At 65.2% G+C, this 17,925-nt stretch carries 19 protein-coding genes; 10 read left to right on the top strand and 9 right to left on the bottom strand.

All coding sequences use genetic code 11. From position 1 onward, the window contains the following. The first annotated feature begins 37 nt into the window (after nucleotides 1-37). On the top strand, nucleotides 38-823 hold the full coding sequence (locus CFE42_RS09870; protein ID WP_004627638.1) for a hypothetical protein: 786 nt from the start codon (nucleotides 38-40) through the stop codon (nucleotides 821-823). Nucleotides 824-897: 74 nt separating this feature from the next. Then, nucleotides 898-1,422, top strand: a complete 525-nt coding sequence (locus tag CFE42_RS09865) for a hypothetical protein (protein ID WP_004627635.1) — start codon at nucleotides 898-900, stop codon at nucleotides 1,420-1,422. 32 nt (nucleotides 1,423-1,454) lie between these two features. Here the strand turns inward: CFE42_RS09865 and CFE42_RS09860 are convergent, their stop codons facing one another. Continuing rightward, nucleotides 1,455-1,934, bottom strand: coding sequence for a YbhB/YbcL family Raf kinase inhibitor-like protein (locus CFE42_RS09860; RefSeq protein WP_004627634.1), 480 nt, complete (start codon nucleotides 1,932-1,934; stop codon nucleotides 1,455-1,457). A 218-nt stretch (nucleotides 1,935-2,152) separates the two neighbouring features. After that, complete coding sequence (locus tag CFE42_RS09855) at nucleotides 2,153-2,515, bottom strand: DUF1304 domain-containing protein (RefSeq protein WP_004627631.1); 363 nt, start codon at nucleotides 2,513-2,515, stop codon at nucleotides 2,153-2,155. A gap of 185 nt (nucleotides 2,516-2,700) precedes the next feature. Here CFE42_RS09855 and CFE42_RS09850 point away from each other — a divergent pair, with 185 nt between their 5' ends. After that, nucleotides 2,701-3,417 (top strand): dienelactone hydrolase family protein, encoded by a 717-nt coding sequence (locus CFE42_RS09850; RefSeq protein ID WP_004627630.1) that lies wholly within the window; start codon nucleotides 2,701-2,703, stop codon nucleotides 3,415-3,417. Between the two features lie 420 nt (nucleotides 3,418-3,837). After that, nucleotides 3,838-4,200 (top strand): hypothetical protein, encoded by a 363-nt coding sequence (locus tag CFE42_RS09845; RefSeq protein ID WP_004627627.1) that lies wholly within the window; start codon nucleotides 3,838-3,840, stop codon nucleotides 4,198-4,200. Here CFE42_RS09845 and CFE42_RS09840 read toward each other — a convergent pair. Both CFE42_RS09840 and CFE42_RS09835 read right to left on the bottom strand, forming a co-directional pair. Then, nucleotides 4,134-5,756, bottom strand: a complete 1,623-nt coding sequence (locus CFE42_RS09840; protein ID WP_004627626.1) for an NAD(P)/FAD-dependent oxidoreductase — start codon at nucleotides 5,754-5,756, stop codon at nucleotides 4,134-4,136. The genes CFE42_RS09845 and CFE42_RS09840 overlap by 67 nt on opposite strands. Then, on the bottom strand, nucleotides 5,756-7,333 hold the full coding sequence (locus tag CFE42_RS09835; RefSeq protein ID WP_004627623.1) for a polyamine aminopropyltransferase: 1,578 nt from the start codon (nucleotides 7,331-7,333) through the stop codon (nucleotides 5,756-5,758). The genes CFE42_RS09840 and CFE42_RS09835 overlap by 1 nt, the downstream gene beginning before the upstream one ends. Before the next feature lie 186 nt (nucleotides 7,334-7,519). On the opposite strand from CFE42_RS09835, the gene CFE42_RS09830 reads away from it, so the two are divergent. The 5 genes from CFE42_RS09830 (at nucleotide 7,520) to speD (ending at nucleotide 11,148) form a co-directional block, all read left to right on the top strand. Then, nucleotides 7,520-7,909, top strand: a complete 390-nt coding sequence (locus tag CFE42_RS09830) for a DUF350 domain-containing protein (RefSeq protein ID WP_024974643.1) — start codon at nucleotides 7,520-7,522, stop codon at nucleotides 7,907-7,909. Between the two features lie 49 nt (nucleotides 7,910-7,958). After that, entirely contained in the window at nucleotides 7,959-9,008 is a 1,050-nt protein-coding gene (locus CFE42_RS09825; RefSeq protein ID WP_004627620.1) for an SPFH domain-containing protein, read from the top strand. An 87-nt stretch (nucleotides 9,009-9,095) separates the two neighbouring features. Beyond that, nucleotides 9,096-10,541, top strand: coding sequence for a DUF4178 domain-containing protein (locus CFE42_RS09820; protein WP_004627617.1), 1,446 nt, complete (start codon nucleotides 9,096-9,098; stop codon nucleotides 10,539-10,541). Then, nucleotides 10,538-10,726 (top strand): hypothetical protein, encoded by a 189-nt coding sequence (locus CFE42_RS09815; RefSeq protein WP_004627616.1) that lies wholly within the window; start codon nucleotides 10,538-10,540, stop codon nucleotides 10,724-10,726. Before CFE42_RS09820 ends, CFE42_RS09815 begins: the two co-directional genes overlap by 4 nt. Continuing rightward, nucleotides 10,723-11,148: an adenosylmethionine decarboxylase gene (gene speD, locus CFE42_RS09810; protein WP_004627613.1), complete on the top strand. Its 426-nt coding sequence runs from the start codon at nucleotides 10,723-10,725 to the stop codon at nucleotides 11,146-11,148. Before CFE42_RS09815 ends, speD begins: the two co-directional genes overlap by 4 nt. A 1-nt stretch (nucleotide 11,149) precedes the next feature. On the opposite strand, the gene CFE42_RS09805 is transcribed toward speD, so the two are convergent. From CFE42_RS09805 to CFE42_RS09795, 3 genes are all read right to left on the bottom strand, one after another. Further along, a complete protein-coding gene (locus tag CFE42_RS09805; RefSeq protein WP_004627612.1) occupies nucleotides 11,150-12,196 on the bottom strand; it encodes a sensor domain-containing diguanylate cyclase in 1,047 nt (348 codons plus the stop codon). Nucleotides 12,197-12,296: 100 nt separating this feature from the next. Then, nucleotides 12,297-13,682, bottom strand: coding sequence for a class II fumarate hydratase (gene fumC, locus CFE42_RS09800; protein ID WP_004627610.1), 1,386 nt, complete (start codon nucleotides 13,680-13,682; stop codon nucleotides 12,297-12,299). 116 nt (nucleotides 13,683-13,798) lie between these two features. Then, on the bottom strand, nucleotides 13,799-13,936 hold the full coding sequence (locus CFE42_RS09795) for a hypothetical protein (protein ID WP_235202099.1): 138 nt from the start codon (nucleotides 13,934-13,936) through the stop codon (nucleotides 13,799-13,801). On the opposite strand from CFE42_RS09795, the gene mdtD reads away from it, so the two are divergent. Next, nucleotides 13,923-15,290, top strand: coding sequence for a multidrug transporter subunit MdtD (gene mdtD / locus CFE42_RS09790; protein ID WP_235202096.1), 1,368 nt, complete (start codon nucleotides 13,923-13,925; stop codon nucleotides 15,288-15,290). The genes CFE42_RS09795 and mdtD overlap by 14 nt on opposite strands. Nucleotides 15,291-15,315: 25 nt before the next feature. Here mdtD and CFE42_RS09785 read toward each other — a convergent pair whose 3' ends face one another. Beyond that, nucleotides 15,316-17,466: an ATP-dependent helicase gene (locus CFE42_RS09785; RefSeq protein ID WP_004627604.1), complete on the bottom strand. Its 2,151-nt coding sequence runs from the start codon at nucleotides 17,464-17,466 to the stop codon at nucleotides 15,316-15,318. A gap of 100 nt (nucleotides 17,467-17,566) precedes the next feature. Further along, the gene (locus tag CFE42_RS09780; RefSeq protein ID WP_004627603.1) at nucleotides 17,567-17,884 is read right to left on the bottom strand and encodes a hypothetical protein; all 318 of its coding nucleotides are present in this window, start codon (nucleotides 17,882-17,884) and stop codon (nucleotides 17,567-17,569) included. Nucleotides 17,885-17,925: the final 41 nt, after the last annotated feature.

Raw genomic sequence — 17,925 nt, 5'->3', positions numbered from 1 at the left:
GCCTCACTATGATCTCGGGATTGCTCCGGAGGTCATCATGGTGGGTGCACGCATTGCGCGCGCGATTGGAACGGCGGTTGTGTTCTCGGCATTTGCGCTGCCGGCGCACGCGGTGTTGCCTGACGAGATCCAGGTCTACACCGGTGATATCAACGCGCCGGGCGAGTTCGGGCTGGAGCTGCACGTCAACACCACGCCCAGCGGCATCGGCACGCCAAGCTATCCAGGCGAAGTCACGACACCGCACGGCTGGCGTGCCACGGCGGAGTTCTCGTATGGCCTGACGCCCTCGCTGGAGCTGGGGCTCTATGTGCCGACCACGCTCACGCGCGAGAACACGTTCTACGTGACCGGTCCGAAGGTGCGGGTGAAATGGATGCCCGTGCGTCCAGTTGATGGCGTGGGGAACTTTGCAGGCATCAACGTCGAACTCGCCCACGTGGCCGGCCGTTTTGAAGCATCTCAAAACGCGGCGGAACTGCGACCCATCTATGGGTATCAGGATGACCGTTGGCTTTGGGCGGTCAACCCGGTGCTTGATTGGAATCTCTCGGGGGACGGGCGCAGCGGCGTGCCGGAGGCCGCGCCCAGTTTCAAGATTGCACGTACGGTTGCGACAGGGGTGCGCGCCGGCACGGAGTATTACGCCGGGCTTGGCCCCATCAACCACATCGCGCCTTTGCATGAACAACAACACACGGTGTTCCTGGCGTTCGACGTGGACCGCAAGCCTTTCGTCTTCAACTTTGGCATCGGCCGCGGCCTGACACGCGCCTCAGACCGCTGGACGCTGAAGTGGATTTTCGAGATTCCGCTGAGCTGATCCCTGGCCGCTGAGTTACGCAACACCTATGCTTTGCAGCAACCGATTGCGCCGGGTCCGCCAAGGAGGCCGCCATGACGATCGACTTACGCTGCATTGCAATGGTGTTGCTGTTGTCAGCGTCTGGGGCGCACGCCGAAGACGACCTGCAGAACCGCGGTCACGACCCGTTCTTCCAGATCTCGTCGGGCGTGGCCAACTGCCCTGAACCGGCCGGCCCGCGCATCAGCGAAGCCGAGTGGAAGCGCGATTCGCACCACCGCATCGAGCATGGCAACCATTGCTGGGTGGAGGGCCGCTGCCGCTTGCCCAACGCGTTTTCCTACGACGATGAGATCGCCGAGACGGCAAAGCGGCGCCTGCAATGGATGTCCATTCACGTGCCGGGATGGCAGCAGAACACCACGCTGTGGGTGACGGTATGGCAGCGGTGGATGCTGGTGCAGGGCTGTGTGGCGCCGGGCTACGTGTTGGCGCCGTTCATGACGGCGCTGCATGACGTGCCTGATGTCGAGCGCTTCATCAACGAGACGACGGCACACCCGGAGCGGGGCGTGCCGTATGCGGTGTTCCGCAAGGGCGCGGTTGCCAAGCCTTGACACTAGGTCGCCTGACTTCCTGACGTACCGGCTCAGGGTTTGTGTTTCTGGTAGGTACCGACGAGCTCGGCTTCAGCCAGCACGTGGCCACGCATGGCGCGCTCCAGTTCGGCCTTGGTGGGTGCGCCAAGCTCCGGTAGTTCCACGTTCAGCGCGTAAAGCTTGTGATAGTAGCGATGACGCCCAATGGGCGGGCAGGGGCCGCCGTAAGCGGTGCGCTGCCAGTCGTTGTTGCCGGGGCGAGCACCCGGAGGCAGTCCCTTGCGTGATGCATCTTCTGCCAGCGAAGTGGTGCCGGGCGGGATGTTGTAGAGCACCCAGTGGACCCACGTCATCTTGGGTGCCGCGGGGTCGGGCGCGTCGGGGTCATCGACGATCAGCGCCAGGCTGCGTGTGCCTGCCGGGGCGCCGGTCCACGCGAGCGGCGGCGATGTGTCCGCGCCTTCACATGTCAGGCGGCTGGGGATTTCGCCGCCAGCGGCAAAGGCCGGAGAGGTCAAGGCGAGCGTCATGGCGTGCCTCACTTGAGCGGAGTTGGAGGAACCACACAGCACGGTTGCCAGCAGTGACGCCCTGCCCAGCATTCGGATCATTCGGCGGTATGCAGGCGGCATGTGCGAGGTCCCGGTCGGCGAGAGCGCATCCAGTCGAACGCGCTCCTGACTCCTTTCAAGCTAGTGCGCGGCGCCGGGGCAGACAAGGATTGCCGCCACCGCGGCACCCATTGCCTTCAGGCGAACCACCCCAGCGCCAGCGCAGTCGCGGCCGGCACCGTCTGCACAAAGAGAATCCGTTTGTTGACCGTGACGGCGCCCCAGATGCCGGCCACCGCCACGCAGATCAGCCCGAACAGCGCAAACGCGGCGTTGATGGCGGGGTCTGGTGCGATCAGCCCAATGACCAGTGCGGCTACCAGAAAGCCGTTGTACAGGCCCTGGTTGGACGCCATGGCGGCGGTTTCGGCGGCTTTTTCCGGCGTGATGCGGAATACCTTGGGGCCGCGCGTCTTCCACAGCACCATCTCGAGTACGACGATGTAGACGTGGATCAGCAGCACCAGCAGGTAGGCGATGAGGCCGAGGGTTTTGATCATGGGAGGCAATCAGGGTGTGAACGTGCCGCCATGATAGAGACTTTGTGCCGCGTATCGGCTCCCTGATGGAGGGGTATCGGCAGGGCTAAGGCGCACGCAGCCCGTTCCCCGCCGACGCGCCGCCTGCAAATTTCATCTGGCAGGACTATGCTGTGCGTTTTCGTTCCAGGCAGAGGAGCCATCGCATGACCGCATCGCAAGGATCCATGATCACGTTCAAACGCCCGGATGGGCAGGAACTCCAGGGCTATCTGGCCAAGCCGGCCAAGGCAGAGGGCGCCCCGGGCATTGTCGTCATCCAGGAGTGGTGGGGCCTGAATGACCAGATTCGCGGCGTGGCCGACCGCCTCGCGCGCGCGGGCTACGTGGCCCTGGTGCCCGACCTCTATCGCGGCACCATGACGGTGGAAGAGGAAGAAGCGCACCACCTGATGACCAACCTGAACTTTGGCGACGCGGCCACGCAGGATGTGCGCGGCGCCTTGCAATACCTCAAGCAGACCTGCGGCCGCGTGGGCGTGACGGGCTACTGCATGGGCGGCGCGCTGACGCTCCTGACGCTGAGTAACGTGCCGGAAGCGGATGCCGGCGTGGTCTGGTACGGCTATCCTCCGCTCGAATACATCGACGCCTCGAAGATCAAGGTGCCGGTGCAGGGCCACTGGGGCACGCAGGACACCGCCTTCAAGATCGAAGGCGTCGATGCGCTGGAAAAGAAGCTCGTCGATGCTGGCGTCGATGTGGACTTCCACCGCTATCTCGCGCACCACGCCTTCGCCAATGAAACGGCCGTGGGCGAGAACCGCATCGCCATCACGCAATACGACCCGGTGTGGGCCGAACATGCGTGGGACCGCGCGCTGACGTTCTTCGGCCGCACGCTGTGGTCGCGTCAGGGGTAAGCGCACGCAGGACGGCGGGATTGGCGGTACGGCGCGATCACGAAATGCTGCAATTTTGCATGTGGGCTGCACCGGTGCCGCCGCTATAATTCACGGCGCTGCCGCACCAACGGCAGCTGGGTTTAGCAGCCTATTCTTACCGTATGGCCGGACGGCCGCCTCGTGCGGCTTTTTTACGTCCGTGCTCGCGCACGCTTGTACCACGGCGGGCCGGGCAGGGGACCTTCGGGTCGCCGGCGTCCTACGGGCCGGTCTGCTAACCCTGTCGTCGGGCCCGCCACCCTCGTTTAGCAGCGATTAGTCGGGCCTTTTGCTATCCGTAGGAGGCTCCATGACTGTTGTGTTCGGCGGGCGTCGCCCCGCGTCTTTTCCCTCTCCACCTTGGCTGTGCCCCGTTCCGTTGCGAACCGGAGGCCGCCCATGACAATCACCAAACGCCGTGTCTACCTTGACGGTGCGCTGGAAGCGCGCGCCTTCCTCTGCCGAACGCAAGCCTATGTGCGCGAGTTCGGACAGCATCGGCCGCGCCTGCTACGGCAGCAACTGATGGAGTACACGGGTAGCGCCTATCCGTCCGCATTTGCGCGCGGGTTTGTCGACATGATCGGGGCATACCTGTCGCTGGCACTTGAGCGCAGCGATATCGACCCAGCCACGTGGGAACTGATGGCCGAGGTCGAACGGTTGCGTTTGATGCCCTGCGGCGGAGCGAGCAATCAGTTGCCCAGAATGCGCCGGGCCGCCCGATCGCCCCACCACGCCGCTTCTTCGAACACGGAATAGCCGGACAGGTCCGCATGCGCGTAGTGGATCGGCCCGGCGCTCTCACGCAGGCGCGCAATGCCGGGTCTGGAGAGAAAGCCCGGTGTGGGAATCGCCATCGCATGGCCGCGTAGCGTCAGGTCGGCCCGGCGGATCTGCGTGCGCAGGCGGATGCCGTACACCGTATCGAGATCGGCCAGCGCACGATCGAGCAGCGTTTGCGGCGATGCCTTCAGCAGCCATTCACGCGCGGCCTTCGGTGTCATGTCCGACAGCGCCACGTAGGCCGTGAACACGCTCTGCGCGGGCGGCCCGACGCGAATGTCCTGGTGATTGGCGACCACATATCCCAACCCCGTACCGCGATAGACCACGTTGTCCCACGCCAGCGGCGTGTCGTCGTGTTCGGGCGGAAAGCCGTCGATGAGCAGGTTGGCGAGCAGCCACGGTGCGGTTTCGGGCAACTCGGCGGCGGGCACGTCAAAGCCGTCGACGATGTGTTTGGCAACGTGCAGCGGCATCGCGCTGACCACGTGATCGGCTAGCAGGCGCACGACGCGGCCATCCGCTTGCAGGATATCTGCGAAGACGCATGCGCCGGCTTCGGTGGTTGTGCCGATGCGCGCGGCGCTGCCCGGGAGCATGCGGCCTGGTTCGTTCAGTCCGGCGGCTTCGAACAGGCGCTTGGCCATCCAGTCCAACCCTTCCGGCCACGTGAGCACCGTGCCCTGTTCGGCGTTGCTCGCCATGCCGCCGCGGCTGGCGAAGTACGCAATGCCGGCCCAGGCGGAAACATGATCGGCGGTGGCGCCGTAATCGTCGCGGCAGCAGTAGTCGGCATACCAGTGCAGCGTTGTGGCGCGGTAGCCCTCGCGGTGCAGCCACTCGCGAAAGGTGAGGCTGTCGAGCGCGCGCCATGCCGGGTCTGCAGACGAGAGCGCTGTCGGCACGGCAAAGATGCGGCGGCCGTCGGCTCCCTTGCTATGGCGCAGGCTGTCGATCTGGGCGAAGAAGCGGGTGTGCTCGGCGCGCTCCGCCTCGGTAACGCCTTCGTGCGGCACAAAGCCGTCTTGCCAGCGGTTGCCCAGCCACAGGCGTTCATCGGGCGCATGAACGAGCACGCGTTCGTCGTATGTCGGGCGCAGCGCAAACGGATCGCGCTCGATCACGCCAAAGTCGGCCAGCATCTCGCGCACGTGCGTCGATTCCATCGACGGCAGCGGCAGATAATGCGCCCCCGTGGGGAAGCGCTGCGTGCCGAACGCACCGCCCGCGGCATTGCCATAGCGCTCCGGTCCCTCGACGACAACCACGTCGCGCCGGCCGCCTTTTGCCAGCCGCCACGCGCAGCTTAATCCGCCAATGCCGCTGCCGCAGATGGCAACGCCCACGCGCCGCGTTTCCGATGGTGCCGGCAGCACGCGCAGGTCGCGCAGTTGATGGCCGGCAGTCTGGCCGGGCATGCGCACGCTGGGCGTGATTTCAGTAAAGGCGCGAAAGCCCCCCCACGAAGCGGCACCCGCCGCGGCTACACCGGCAGCGGCTGCACCCACAAGAAAGCTGCGTCGCGTTGCCATCAGCGCAGCACGCCGTGCCAGTCTTCTTCGAAATACCGCACCAGCGATTGATTGTTCAGCCGGTTCGGCTCTACTTTCGGGCGCGGCATGTCGGGCGCGAAGCTGAACATCTGATGCGTGGTGTCGGCATCCAGAAAGCGTGTCGGCACGCGGTACGAGGTGGGTGGCTGGAAATCCGCGCGGCCCGGTGCGGCCAGGATGAAGCCCCATTCACCAAAGGACGGCACCAGCGCGTGGTACGGCCACGTGCGGTAACCGGCTTCCTTCAGCGTCGCATCCACACACCAGTAAGAACGCGGCGCGAAATAGGGCGACGTGGCTTGAATGACAACCAGGCCCGTATCCGCCACATGGCGCGACAGCAGCCGGTAGAACGGCACCGAATACAGCTTGCCGATGCTGAAGTTGGAAGGGTCCGGAAAATCGACGATGGCCACATCGAACATGTCGGTGGCGGTCTGCATCCATTGCGCAGCATCGGCGTTGACCACCGTCACGCGCGGGTCACTGAACGCATGCTGATTGAGCGCGACCAGTGCCTCGGCGTGCGAGAACAGGTTTGTCATGCGCGGGTCCAGGTCGACCAGCGTCACGCGCTCTACCTGTGGGTACTTCAGGATCTGCCGCAGCGCGAGGCCGTCGCCGCCGCCCAGCACCAGCACGCGCCGCGCACCGCGCACGGCTTCGAGCGCAGGCAGCACCAGCGCCTCGTGATAGCGGTATTCGTCACGCGAGGAAAACTGCAGGTTGCCGTTGATGTACAGGCGCAGGTCGTCTTTCCAGCGCGTGACGACCAGCCGCTGATACGGCGAGGAAATCGCGTGGATGATCTCGTCGCCAAAGAGCGCGCGCTCCGACCAGTGCGTGAGCTTGTCTGACGCGCCAAAGCCCGCGAGCAATGCTGCCGCTACCGCGCCGGCGCGCCACGCCATCGCGGTACGCATGCGGGCCGAAAGCGCCAGCTCGGCGCGGAAGTGCCAGAGCGTCCAGACCGCAATCGCGGTATTGAACAGGCCGAACAGGAAGCCGGTGCGCACCAGCCCCAGGCGCGGCGCCAGCACCAGCGGAAACAGCAGCGACACCGCCAGCGCGCCAAGGTAATCGAACGTCAGCACGCGGCTGACGAGATCGGAGAACTTTGCCTGCCGCCGATGCAGCACGCGCATCACCAGCGGGATCTCCATGCCGACCAGTACGCCGATCACCGTCACCAGCGCGTACAGCACCAGGCGGAACGGCGCCGATTCCAGCGCAAACAACGCAAACAGCGCCGCGGCAGACACGCCGCCAAACAGCCCGACCAGCAATTCCAGATCGACAAAGCGGGCAAGCAGCGCGTCATCGGCCACGTAGCGCGAGAGCCACGAGCCGATGCCCATCGCAAACAGATAGGCGCCGATGATGGAAGAGAACTGCAGGATGGAATCGCCCAGCAGGTACGAAGCCAATGCCCCGGCAATCAATTCGTAAGCGAGCCCGCACGAGGCCACCACAAAGACGGCGAGGACCAGCAAGGCATTGCCGCGGCCCGAAGGCTGCGTAGGTTCGTATGTGGCGTCAGGCTGCGGCGTCGACATGCTGCGGGGGTGGAAAATGAAGGGGCGTTAACAAACGGCGGATGCCAAGGCGAGCGCGATTGTGCCGCCTTTTTTCCCGGCCTGCGAGCCGCCTGGTGCGGGGCTGCATCGGGGGGTACGCAAGCGGCGCATCAGCCGCTATAGTGGCGCCACCTATGTACTGCTCGGCCTCTTCCCATGCCCGACATGACCGCTCCCGTGATCGCCTATGCCTCGCACCTGCTGGCGGGCGCCGTGGTGTTCTCCGGCTTCTTCTTCATCTACCTGCGCCTGACGCCGTATGACGAGTTCAAGCTGATCCGCGAAGGCAATATCGCCGCGGCGCTGTCGCTGGCCGGGGCGCTGCTCGGTTTCGTGCTGACCATCGCGTCGAGCATCACGCATGCCGATGGCTTGGTGCCGTTCCTGTTCTGGGCGGTGATGGCGTCGGTGGTGCAGCTGATCGTGTTCCTGGTGCTCACGCGGCTGATGCCGGACTACCGGCTGCAGATCGAGCACAACAACATCGCCGCCGGTATGCTGTTTGGCGTGAGCGCGCTGGCCGTTGGCGTGATCAACGCCGCGTGCCTGTCGTGACCTTGTCCTGATTGTTCCTGCCCCGCGAGTCATCGCGAAGGAGTCTGCTGTGAGCCTGTCCAGTTTCATCAAGAAGCAGTTCATCGACATCCTGCAATGGACGGAGAGCGAAGACGGCGTGCTCGCCTGGCGCTATCCGATGCAGGACATGGAAATCCAGAACGGCGGCACCCTGGTCGTGCGCGACTCGCAGATGGCGATGTTCGTCAACGAAGGCCAGATCGCCGACGTATTTGGCGCCGGCACCTTCAAGCTGACCACGCAGACGCTGCCCGTTCTCACGTATCTGAAGAACTGGGACAAGCTGTTCGAGTCCCCTTTCAAGTCCGACGTCTACTACTTCAGCACGCGCCAGCAACTGGGCCGCCGCTGGGGCACGCCGCAGCCCGTGACGGTGCGCGACAAGGATTTCGGCATGATCCGCCTGCGCGCCTTTGGCGTGTACGCCTACCACGTGGCCGATCCGAAGCTCTTCTACCAGCAGGTGAGCGGCACACGCGACATCTACACCGTGGATGAAGTCGAGGCGCAACTCGCCCCCGTCATCATGGGTGCGATGGCGACGGCGTTTGGCGAATCCGGCGTGCCCTTCCTGGACCTGGCCGCCAACCAGATGCTGATGTCGAACAAGGTGCGCGAGGCGCTGCTGCCGCAGTTCACGCAGTACGGCCTGGCGCTCGACAGCTTCCAGGTGTCCAGCGTCACGCTGCCGGACGAACTGCAGGCCGCGCTGGACCGCCGGATCAGCATGGACATGACCGGCGACATGCAGCGCTTCACGCAATACCAGACGGCCGAATCGCTGCCGCTGGCGGCACGCAACGAGGGCGGCATCGCCGGTACGGGTGCGGGTTTGGCGGCAGGGCTGGCAATGGGCCAGGCCATGGCCGACAGCCTGCGTACCGCTGTGCAGGGCAACGCTGGCGGTGCGGCTGCTCCTGCAGCGCAATCTGCCGCCGCCGTCCCAGCTGCTCCGGCAGCCGACGACCCCACCGCACGCCTGGCCAAGCTCAAGGAACTGCTCGACAAGGGCCTCATCACGCAAGCAGACTTTGATGCCGGCAAGGCTGCCGTGCTGAAGGCGCTGACCGGAGGCTGAGCCCCGGCCCGCTGATCGGATGACCGGGCGGCATCGCAAGCCGCCCGTTTTTCTGCGCAATCTTTTGCGCAATCGAACGACCTGACCATGTTTCATGCCAACTGCCCGGCGTGTGGCGCGCCGGTGGAACTGAAGTCTGCAGCTGCCGTCATGGCGGTGTGCAGCTTCTGCAAGAGCACGTTGCTGCGCGACGGCGAGACGCTTTCCGACATCGGCAAGATGTCCGCCGTGCTGGAGGACTACGCACGCGTGCAGATCGGCACCACCGGGCGCTACAAGAACAAGGCGTTCACAATTGTCGGCCGCATCCAGCTGCGTTACGACGCGGGTTTCTGGAACGAGTGGTACGTGCTGTTTGACGACGGCTCCGATGGCTGGCTGGCGGAAGCGTCCGGACAAGTCACGATGACCTTCGCGCGCGGTACGCCTGCCAATGCGGTCGCGTTTGAGGGGCTGCGCCCGGGGCAGCTGTACGATGCCGAGGGCAAGCAGTTCACGCTGTCCGACGTGCGCGAAGCCGATTGCACCGGCGGCCAGGGCGAATTGCCGTTCCGCGTGGGCGAAGGCTGGCACGCGCGTGTGGCCGATGGCCGCCGCGAAGACGCTTTCATCACGCTGGACTACTCCGATGGCACGGCGCCAACGCTCTACGTGGGCGAAGCCACCACGCTCGATGTGCTCAAGTGCCAGCTTCTGCGCACCGACGCCGAGATCAAGGAGACCGCAGGCCGCGTCCCGGGCAAGCTCACGAATCTCGACTGCCCGCAGTGCGGTACGTCGATCCCGTTCAGCCCCGGCGTGACGGGCCATGTACTGTGCCCCGGCTGCGGCGCGGCCATCGATGCGGCCACGCCGCGCGGCGACGTCATCGCGCGCGCACGCTCGGTCCCGCAGGTAGCCACCACGCTGGAGCTGGGCGACAAGGCGCTCATCGATGGCCCGCAATGGCAGGTGATCGGCGTGATGCGCCGCGCGGTGGTCGACGGCGGCGGCGAATGGTTCGAATACCTGCTGTACACGCCCAAGCGCAGTTTCAGCTGGATGGTCGAAACCGATGACGGCTGGTTCCGCGCCAACGTGCTCGACCGCTGGCCCACCCGGAACGACGGGCGCACCGCGGTGCTCGACGGCAAGGTCTACGCCCGCGACGAGGACTACACCTCGCGCGTGACCTACGCCGCCGGGGCCTTTAACTGGCGCGTGCAAACAGGTGACCAGGCGCGCGTTGTTGAATACACCGCCGGCGGGGAAAGCTTGGCTGCGGAGAGCGACGCGCATGAGCTCACGTGGTCGAAGAGCACGCCCGTGAGTGCCGCGCAGATCAAGGCCTGGTTCGGCAAGGTTGTCGCCGAGCCGGCCAAGGCGTCGTCGAATTACATGACGGTGGCGGTGGTCGCCTGTGTGCTGCTCGGTCTGCTGAACCTCGTGCCGTTCTTCATGGCGCCGGGCTCGGTGTTTGGTATCACGTTCTTCGCGGCGTTGCTGTTGCTGGTGCCCGCGTGGCTGGTCGCCAAGATTGGGGGCGGGGAATGAAGAACTGGTTCGTTCTCTATGCCGTGGCCGTGGTGATTGGCGCCACCTATATGGACTGGAAGGCCGGCTTTGCCGCGCCGCGCACGCCGTCGTACGGCAGCAGCTCGGGCGGGTCGTCGTCTTACTGGGGCGGCTCATCGGGCGGCAGCGGTTATGGCGGTGGTTTTAGCGGGGGCCACAAGTGACGCGCACCGATGCAGCGCTTTCTGTGGAAGAAGCACCCGCCGCCGTGGGCGAGCATCTGCTGCTCGATCTGTATGGCGTTGCGCCTGTGCTGTTGCGCGATGCGGCCACACTCGAAACCGCACTGCGCGATGCTGCCAACGCACTGGGTGCGACCATCCTGCATGCACATCTGCATCGCTTCGATTCCGTGCGCGCCGGTTTGCCCGGTGGCGAGCAGGGCGGCGTGACCGGTGTGTTGCTGCTCGCCGAATCGCATCTTTCGATTCACACCTGGCCCGAGCACGGGTTTGCCGCCATCGACGCGTTCATGTGCGGCACCGGCACAACGCATGCCGCGCGCGCCGTGTTCGAGCGCGCGTTGGCGCCGGAACGGGTTGACGTGCGCGTCGCCCGCCGCGGCGGCGAGCCCGCGCCCCACTGATCTACACCGGCTGTCCGTCGAATATCACGCGATTGCGCCCCAGCCGTTTGGCGGCCAGCAGGGCGGCATCAGCACGCATGATGAGGTCTGTCGGCGTGCGCAGGTTCTTCTCCGGCTCGCAGCTTGCCAGGCCTACGCTGATGGAGCTGCGGATGTTGGCTTCCGGCGTGGCGATCTCCAGCGACTCCACCGCGCTGCGTAGGCGTTCCGCAATGTCGCTGGCCTGCAGTGTGGTCGTATCGGGCAGAACCACCAGGAATTCCTCGCCGCCGTAGCGGCCCACTGCATCGATGGGGCGCGAATTCACCCGCAGCGTGCGAGCGATCTCAACCAAGACCGCATCGCCCACCGGGTGGCCGTAGGTATCGTTCACGCGCTTGAAGTGGTCAACATCCACCACCAGCAATGAAAGCGGCTGCCCGTACCGCATCGCGTGGCCGCACTCGCGCGTGAGCAGTTCCATCGCGGCGCGCCGGTTCCAGATGCCCAGCATCGGATCCGTCAGGCTTTCGTGGCGCGCAATCTGCAGCTCGGTCAGGATGGAGCGCTGCGTTTCGCTCAGTTCGCGCTCGCGAAATCCCGATTCCACCCAACTGGCCAGGTCATTGAGCAGCTCCCGCTCGGCCTGGTCAAACGACCGCGGCTTCTTGTCGAGCACGCAGAGCGTGCCCACGGCATAGCCAGACAGATTCCTGACCGGCCGCCCAGCATAGAAGCGGATATGCGGCGCGCCCGTCACGAGCGGGTTGTCGGCAAAGCGCGGGTCGGCCTTGGTGTCTGGAATGACGAGCATCTGGTCTTCGGCCACGGCATGGCCGCAGAACGAGATGTCGCGCCCGGTCTCGCGCACGTTCAAGCCGATACAGGATTTGAACCATTGACGCTGGGCGTCGATGAGCGACACGAGCACAATCGGGGCGTCGAACACGCGCTTGGTCGTGCGCGTGACGCGGTCGAACAACTCCTCGTCGGGTGTGGAGAGCAACAGCATGTCTTGCAGCGAGGCAAGACGTTCGGGTTCGTTCGTGGGGATGGGAGCGGGTTTCATGCGCAAGGCGCACCGGCCGGGCCGGCGCTCTTGAAACGGGCAATGGAAAAGGAAAAGGGATAGGCCGCGCATAGCAAGCCGCGGGCCCATGATAGTTTACTTAGCGGCCAACCATGTTCTCCGGCCGCACCCACGCATCGAACTGCTCGGGGGTGACATAGCCAAGCGCCAGCGCGGCCTCGCGCAGGCTGGTGCCTTCCTTGCGCGCCTTCTTGGCGATCTGCGCCGATTTGTCGTAGCCAATATGCGGGTTGAGCGCTGTCACCAGCATCAGCGAGCGTTGTACCAGCTCGTCGATACGGTCGCGGTTCGGCTCGATGCCCGCGGCGCAGTGATCGTTGAAGCTGCGCATGCCGTCGGCCAGCAGGCGCACGCTGTGCAGGAAGTTGTAGGCGATCATCGGACGGAATACGTTCAGCTCGAAGTTGCCCGACGCGCCGCCCACGTTCACGGCGACGTCGTTGCCGAACACCTGCGCGCACAGCATCGTCACCGCTTCGCTCTGGGTGGGGTTCACCTTGCCGGGCATGATTGACGAGCCGGGCTCGTTCTCGGGGATGGAAATTTCTCCCAGCCCGCTGCGTGGTCCACTGGCCAGCCAACGGATGTCGTTGGCGATCTTGGTGAGGCTGGCTGCCAGCGTTTTCAGCGCGCCGTGCGCATGCACAAGGCCATCGGCCGACGCCATGGTCTCGAACTTGTTCGGCGAGGTGATGAAAGGCAGGCCGGTCAGTTGCGCCAGCTCTTCGGCCACCTGTTCAGCATAACCGGCCGGTGCGTTGAGGCCGGTGCCGACCGCCGTGCCACCCAGCGCGAGTTCGCACAGGTGTGGCAGGGCGGCGTTCAGGTGCGTTTCGTTGTGCTGCAACTGTGCAACGTAGCCGGAGAACTCCTGGCCCAGCGTGAGCGGCGTCGCATCCTGCAGGTGCGTACGGCCGATCTTGATGATGTCGTTGAAGTCGGCAGCTTTCTTGGCGAGGGTCTCCCGCAGCGTGCGCAGCGATGGAATCAGATGGTGCGTGATGGCCGTTACGGCAGCCACGTGCATCGCGGTCGGGAACACATCGTTGGACGACTGGCTGCGGTTCACATCATCGTTCGGATGCACGAGGCGTGCTTCGCCGCGTTCCCCGCCGAGCAGCTCGCTGGCGCGATTGGCGAGCACCTCGTTCATGTTCATGTTGGTCTGCGTGCCCGAACCCGTTTGCCAGACCACCAGCGGAAATTCATTCGGGTGCTTGCCGGCGATGACTTCATCGGCGGCGCCCACGATGGCGTTGGCCTTGTCTGCGGACAGCAGCCCGAGCCGCTGGTTGACGGTGGCGCTGGCACGTTTGATGCGGGCGAGCGCGTCGATCAGCTCGCGGGGCATGCGGTCGCCTGCAATGTCGAAGTTCTGCAGCGAGCGTTGCGTTTGTGCGCCCCACAAGTGGTCGGCGGGGACTTCAATGGGGCCAAAGGTGTCGCGTTCGGTACGGGTGGTCATGGCAGGAGCGAGGGCACGAGGAGACTGAGATGAACGCTTCAGTATAGGCAGAGCGCAGTGCCCTTGTCGGCCGTAGGGCGGATACGCCTGTCGAGCGGGAATCAGCGTTTGCGGGCTCAGGCCAGGCACGCCACAATGACGGCTGCGTCGCACATCTGCCGGTTCTGCCCCCGCCCCATGCCCACCACGCCCTCCGCCTCCCTCGACACCTCTCTGAAACCGTTGCTCTGGCTGGTGGCGATGGGACTGTTCATGCAGACGCTCGATTCCACGATCGTCAACACCGCGTTGCCGGCCATGGCACGCAGCCTGTCGGAAAGCCCGCTGAAGATGCAGTCGGTCATCATCGCCTACACGCTGACGACCGCCATGCTGATGCCTGCGTCGGGATGGCTGGCCGATCGCTTCGGCACGCGGAAGATGTTCTTTGCTGCCATCTTTCTCTTCACCATTGGTTCCTTGCTCTGCGCGGAGTCCCGCAGCCTGACCATGCTGATTGCCTCGCGCGTGGTGCAGGGTGTGGGCGGCGCGCTGCTGATGCCCGTGGGGCGGCTGACGGTGCTGCGCGTGGTGCCGCGCGAGCAGTTCTTGCCGGCCATGAGTTTCGTCACCATCCCGGGGCTGATCGGCCCGCTGATCGGCCCGACGCTGGGGGGCTGGCTGGTGGAAGCCGTGTCGTGGCACTGGATCTTCCTGATCAACATTCCCGTGGGCGTGATCGGCGCGCTGGTCACGCTCAAGGTGATGCCCGATGTGCACGCAGAAGACGACAGCCGCTTCGACTGGTCCGGCTATCTGATGCTGGCCTTCGGCATGGCGGCGGTATCGTTTTCGCTCGACGGGCTGTCGGAGCTCGGCTTCCAGCACGCGACGGTGCTGGTGCTGCTGGTCTTCGGTCTGGCCGCACTCACCGCCTATTGGCTGCACGCGGGGCGTGTGGCCGGGCCGCTGTTTCCGCGCACGCTGTTCGGTATTCCGAGCTTTTCCATTGGTGTGCTCGGCAACCTGTTTGCACGCATCGGCAGCGGCGGGATGCCGTTCCTCATTCCGCTGCTGCTGCAGGTGAGCCTGGGGTACACGCCGCTGCAGGCCGGGCTGATGATGGTGCCGGTGGCCGCAGCCGGCATGGCCGCCAAGCCGCTGGGCACCTGGGCCATCAAGCGCTACGGCTATCGCCGCATGCTGTCCGTCAACACGGTCATGGTCGGCCTGATGATGGCCAGCTTTGCGGTGATGACGCCCAACGTGCCGGTGTGGCTGCGCATCGTGCAACTGGCGATCTTCGGCACGTTCAACTCGATGCAGTTTACGGCAATGAACACGCTCACGCTCAAGGACCTGACGGGCCCCCTGGCCAGCGCGGGCAACAGCATGCTCTCGATGGTGATGATGCTGTCGATGAGCCTGGGCGTGGCCGCAGCCGGCGCGTTGCTGACGGGCTTTACCGACTTCACCGCCGGACCGGAAGGGCGCGACACGCTGGCGGCGTTCCACAAGACGTTTGTCTGCGTGGGCGTCATGACCTGCGCGGCCGCGTGGATCTTTGCCCAGCTCTCGCGCTTCGAGTCAACGCAGGTGGTCAAGCGACCCGAGATGGAAGTACATTGAGCGCGCGCGCCGGCGACCGGGCTGACTACTTTTTCCAGTAGCCGCGCATCTTCTTGCTCAGGTCGACCTTGGCCGCGGCACGCGCCTCGGCTGCGGGGTCTGCACCGGGCTCCGGTTCCGGCCATGCGCAGGCTTCGAACAGCGGCAGCAGCGCAGGCGGAATGAAGCGCGTGCGCGACGCGTAGATGTGCCGATCGCCATTGGGTGTTTGCTGGGTGACGTAGAAACGCTGGGGCACCAGGATGTCGAGGTGCTCACGCGCACGGGTCATCGCCACGTAGAGCAGCCGGCGTTCTTCTTCCAGTTCTTCGTGCGAGCCGGCGCCCAGATCGGCCGGCATGCAGCCGTCCACGGCATTCAGCACATACACCGCCTTCCATTCCTGACCTTTCGATGAATGGATCGTCGAGAGGATCAGGTAGTCCTCGTCGCGGTATGGGTCGCCCGATTCATCGCTGGTCAACTCGGGCGGGTCGAGCGTCATCTCGGTCAGGAAGCGCTCCCGGGTGGCGTACGTTGCGGCCATGCGGGCGAGCTGGTCGAGATCGCCCTGGCGCACGGCCGCGTCGTCGTGCAGGCGCTCCATGTGCGGCGAGTACCAAGCGCCTACGGCTTCGAGTTCGCCAGCCCATTCCAGGCTGTCTTTGGGCGCGCGCAGGGTTTGCATGAGCGCCATCAGCGTAGACCAGTCGCCGGCCAGCCGCGCCGGTGGCTCGTAGGCGAGCAGCGCGGCAATCGGGTCCGCCGCTTCCGCCATGGCGTCGAGCACGCGTGCCGCCGTGGCGGGGCCTGCACCTGGCAGCAACTGGATCACGCGAAACCCGGCAATGCGGCTGCGCGGGTTCTCGGCCCAGCGCAGTACCGACAGCACATCCTTCACATGCGCGGCTTCCAGAAACTTGAGGCCGCCGTATTTCACGAATGGGATGTTGCGGCGCGTGAGTTCGATCTCCAGCGGCGCGCTGTGGCTTGCAGTGCGAAACAGCACCGCCTGCGATTTCAGCGTCAGCCCGCCTTCACGGTGATGTAGCACCTGCTCGGCCACGCAACGCGCCTGCTCGGCTTCGTCACGCACCGAAATCAAGCGCGGACGATGCGTCGATGCGCGGTCCGTCCACAACGTCTTGGCAAAGCGCTCCGTGGCAAAACGCATCACGCCGTTGGAGGCATCCAGAATCGGTTGCGTTGACCGGTAATTGCGCTCCAGCAGCACCGTGTGCGCCGGCCGCGAGAAGTGGCGCGGAAAATCGAGGATGTTGCGTACCGTCGCCGCGCGAAATGCGTAGATCGATTGCGCGTCGTCGCCCACCACGGTCACACCGCGGCCGTCCGGGCGCAACGCACGCAGGATGGATGACTGCAACCGGTTGGTGTCCTGGTATTCGTCGACGAGGATGTGGTCGAAACGGGCGCCAATCTCGGCCGCCAGTTCGGCGTCGGACGACATCGCGTGCCAGTAGAGCAGGAGGTCATCGTAGTCGAGCACGTGCTGCGCCTGCTTGGCTTCGACATATGCATCGAACAGCGTGCGCAGTTGCGTCTCCCACATCGCGCACCACGGAAAATGGTGCTTCAGCACGGCGTTCAGCGGGCTCTCGGCGTTGATGGCGCGCGAGTAGATCGCAATGCAGGTCTGCTTGAGCGGGAAGCGGCGTTCCTTGGTCGACAGGTTCAGCTCATGGCGCACGACGTTGAGCAGATCGGCCGAGTCGCTGCGGTCATGGATGGTGAAATCGGGGGCGAGGCCCACGCGCTCGGCATATTCGCGCAGCAGGCGCGCGCCGATGCCGTGGAAGGTGCCCGCCCAGGGCAGCGTGGTCTTGTACGACGTGCCGGCCGAATTGAGGGCGTTGTTCGATCGCTCGCCCTGCATGGCTCGCGCCAGCAGGTGGCCGGCACGGTTCGACAGTTCGCTCGCCGCCCGGCGGGAAAACGTCAGCAGCAGGATGCGTTGCGGATCGGCGCCGTTGGCCACCAGATGCGCCACGCGCCAGCCCAGCGTGTGCGTCTTGCCGGACCCTGCGCCGGCCAGCACGAGCAGCGGCCCGGTTTCCGCCGCGTCCGCTCCAGAGATACCGAACTCGACCGCCTGGCGCTGCTGGTCGTTCAGCTGGGCCAGGTAACCCGGCGTGGCCGGCGCATTGGCGGTGTCTGGGGTGGGGGAGGCGGCAAGCACGGCAGGGCGTCACAAAAAATAACTGTATGAATATACAGCACTGTGATGCCTGCCTGCGGAAAGTGAGCGCGTCGGACGGAAGGCCGGCGACGGTGGCCGATCAGATCCCGTCCCGCAGCTTTTTCGCGAAGTCTTGCGGGGATGCCCGCCGGTTGACCGCATCCACCAGATCCGCCAGGAACCAGGGCAGCACGAGTTGCGTGCCCGGATCGCTCAGGCCGACGCGGAGCCGGTCATGAGACGCCGATTCGGTGGCTTTGGCCGGCTGGATCGGCTGCGGAGGCTGGCTGTGCGCAAGCATCCCGTGCAGGTCCTGATCGGTGAAGGTGAACGTTGACGTGGTGAGCGCCGAGGCGGTCATCGCTGCGGTCATCAGCATCGTGGCCACGACAAGGTGTTTGAGGGTGATGGCAGGCATCGCGGCCTCCAGGACAAAAAAAGCGGTTGGGTGAGGGGCGA

This window comes from Ralstonia sp. PBBBR1, from assembly GCF_002256165.1.
Taxonomy (GTDB): domain Bacteria; phylum Pseudomonadota; class Gammaproteobacteria; order Burkholderiales; family Burkholderiaceae; genus Ralstonia; species Ralstonia thomasii.
The sequence above is the reverse complement of the archived record's forward strand: the minus strand, read 5'-3'. Positions and strand labels throughout refer to the sequence as shown.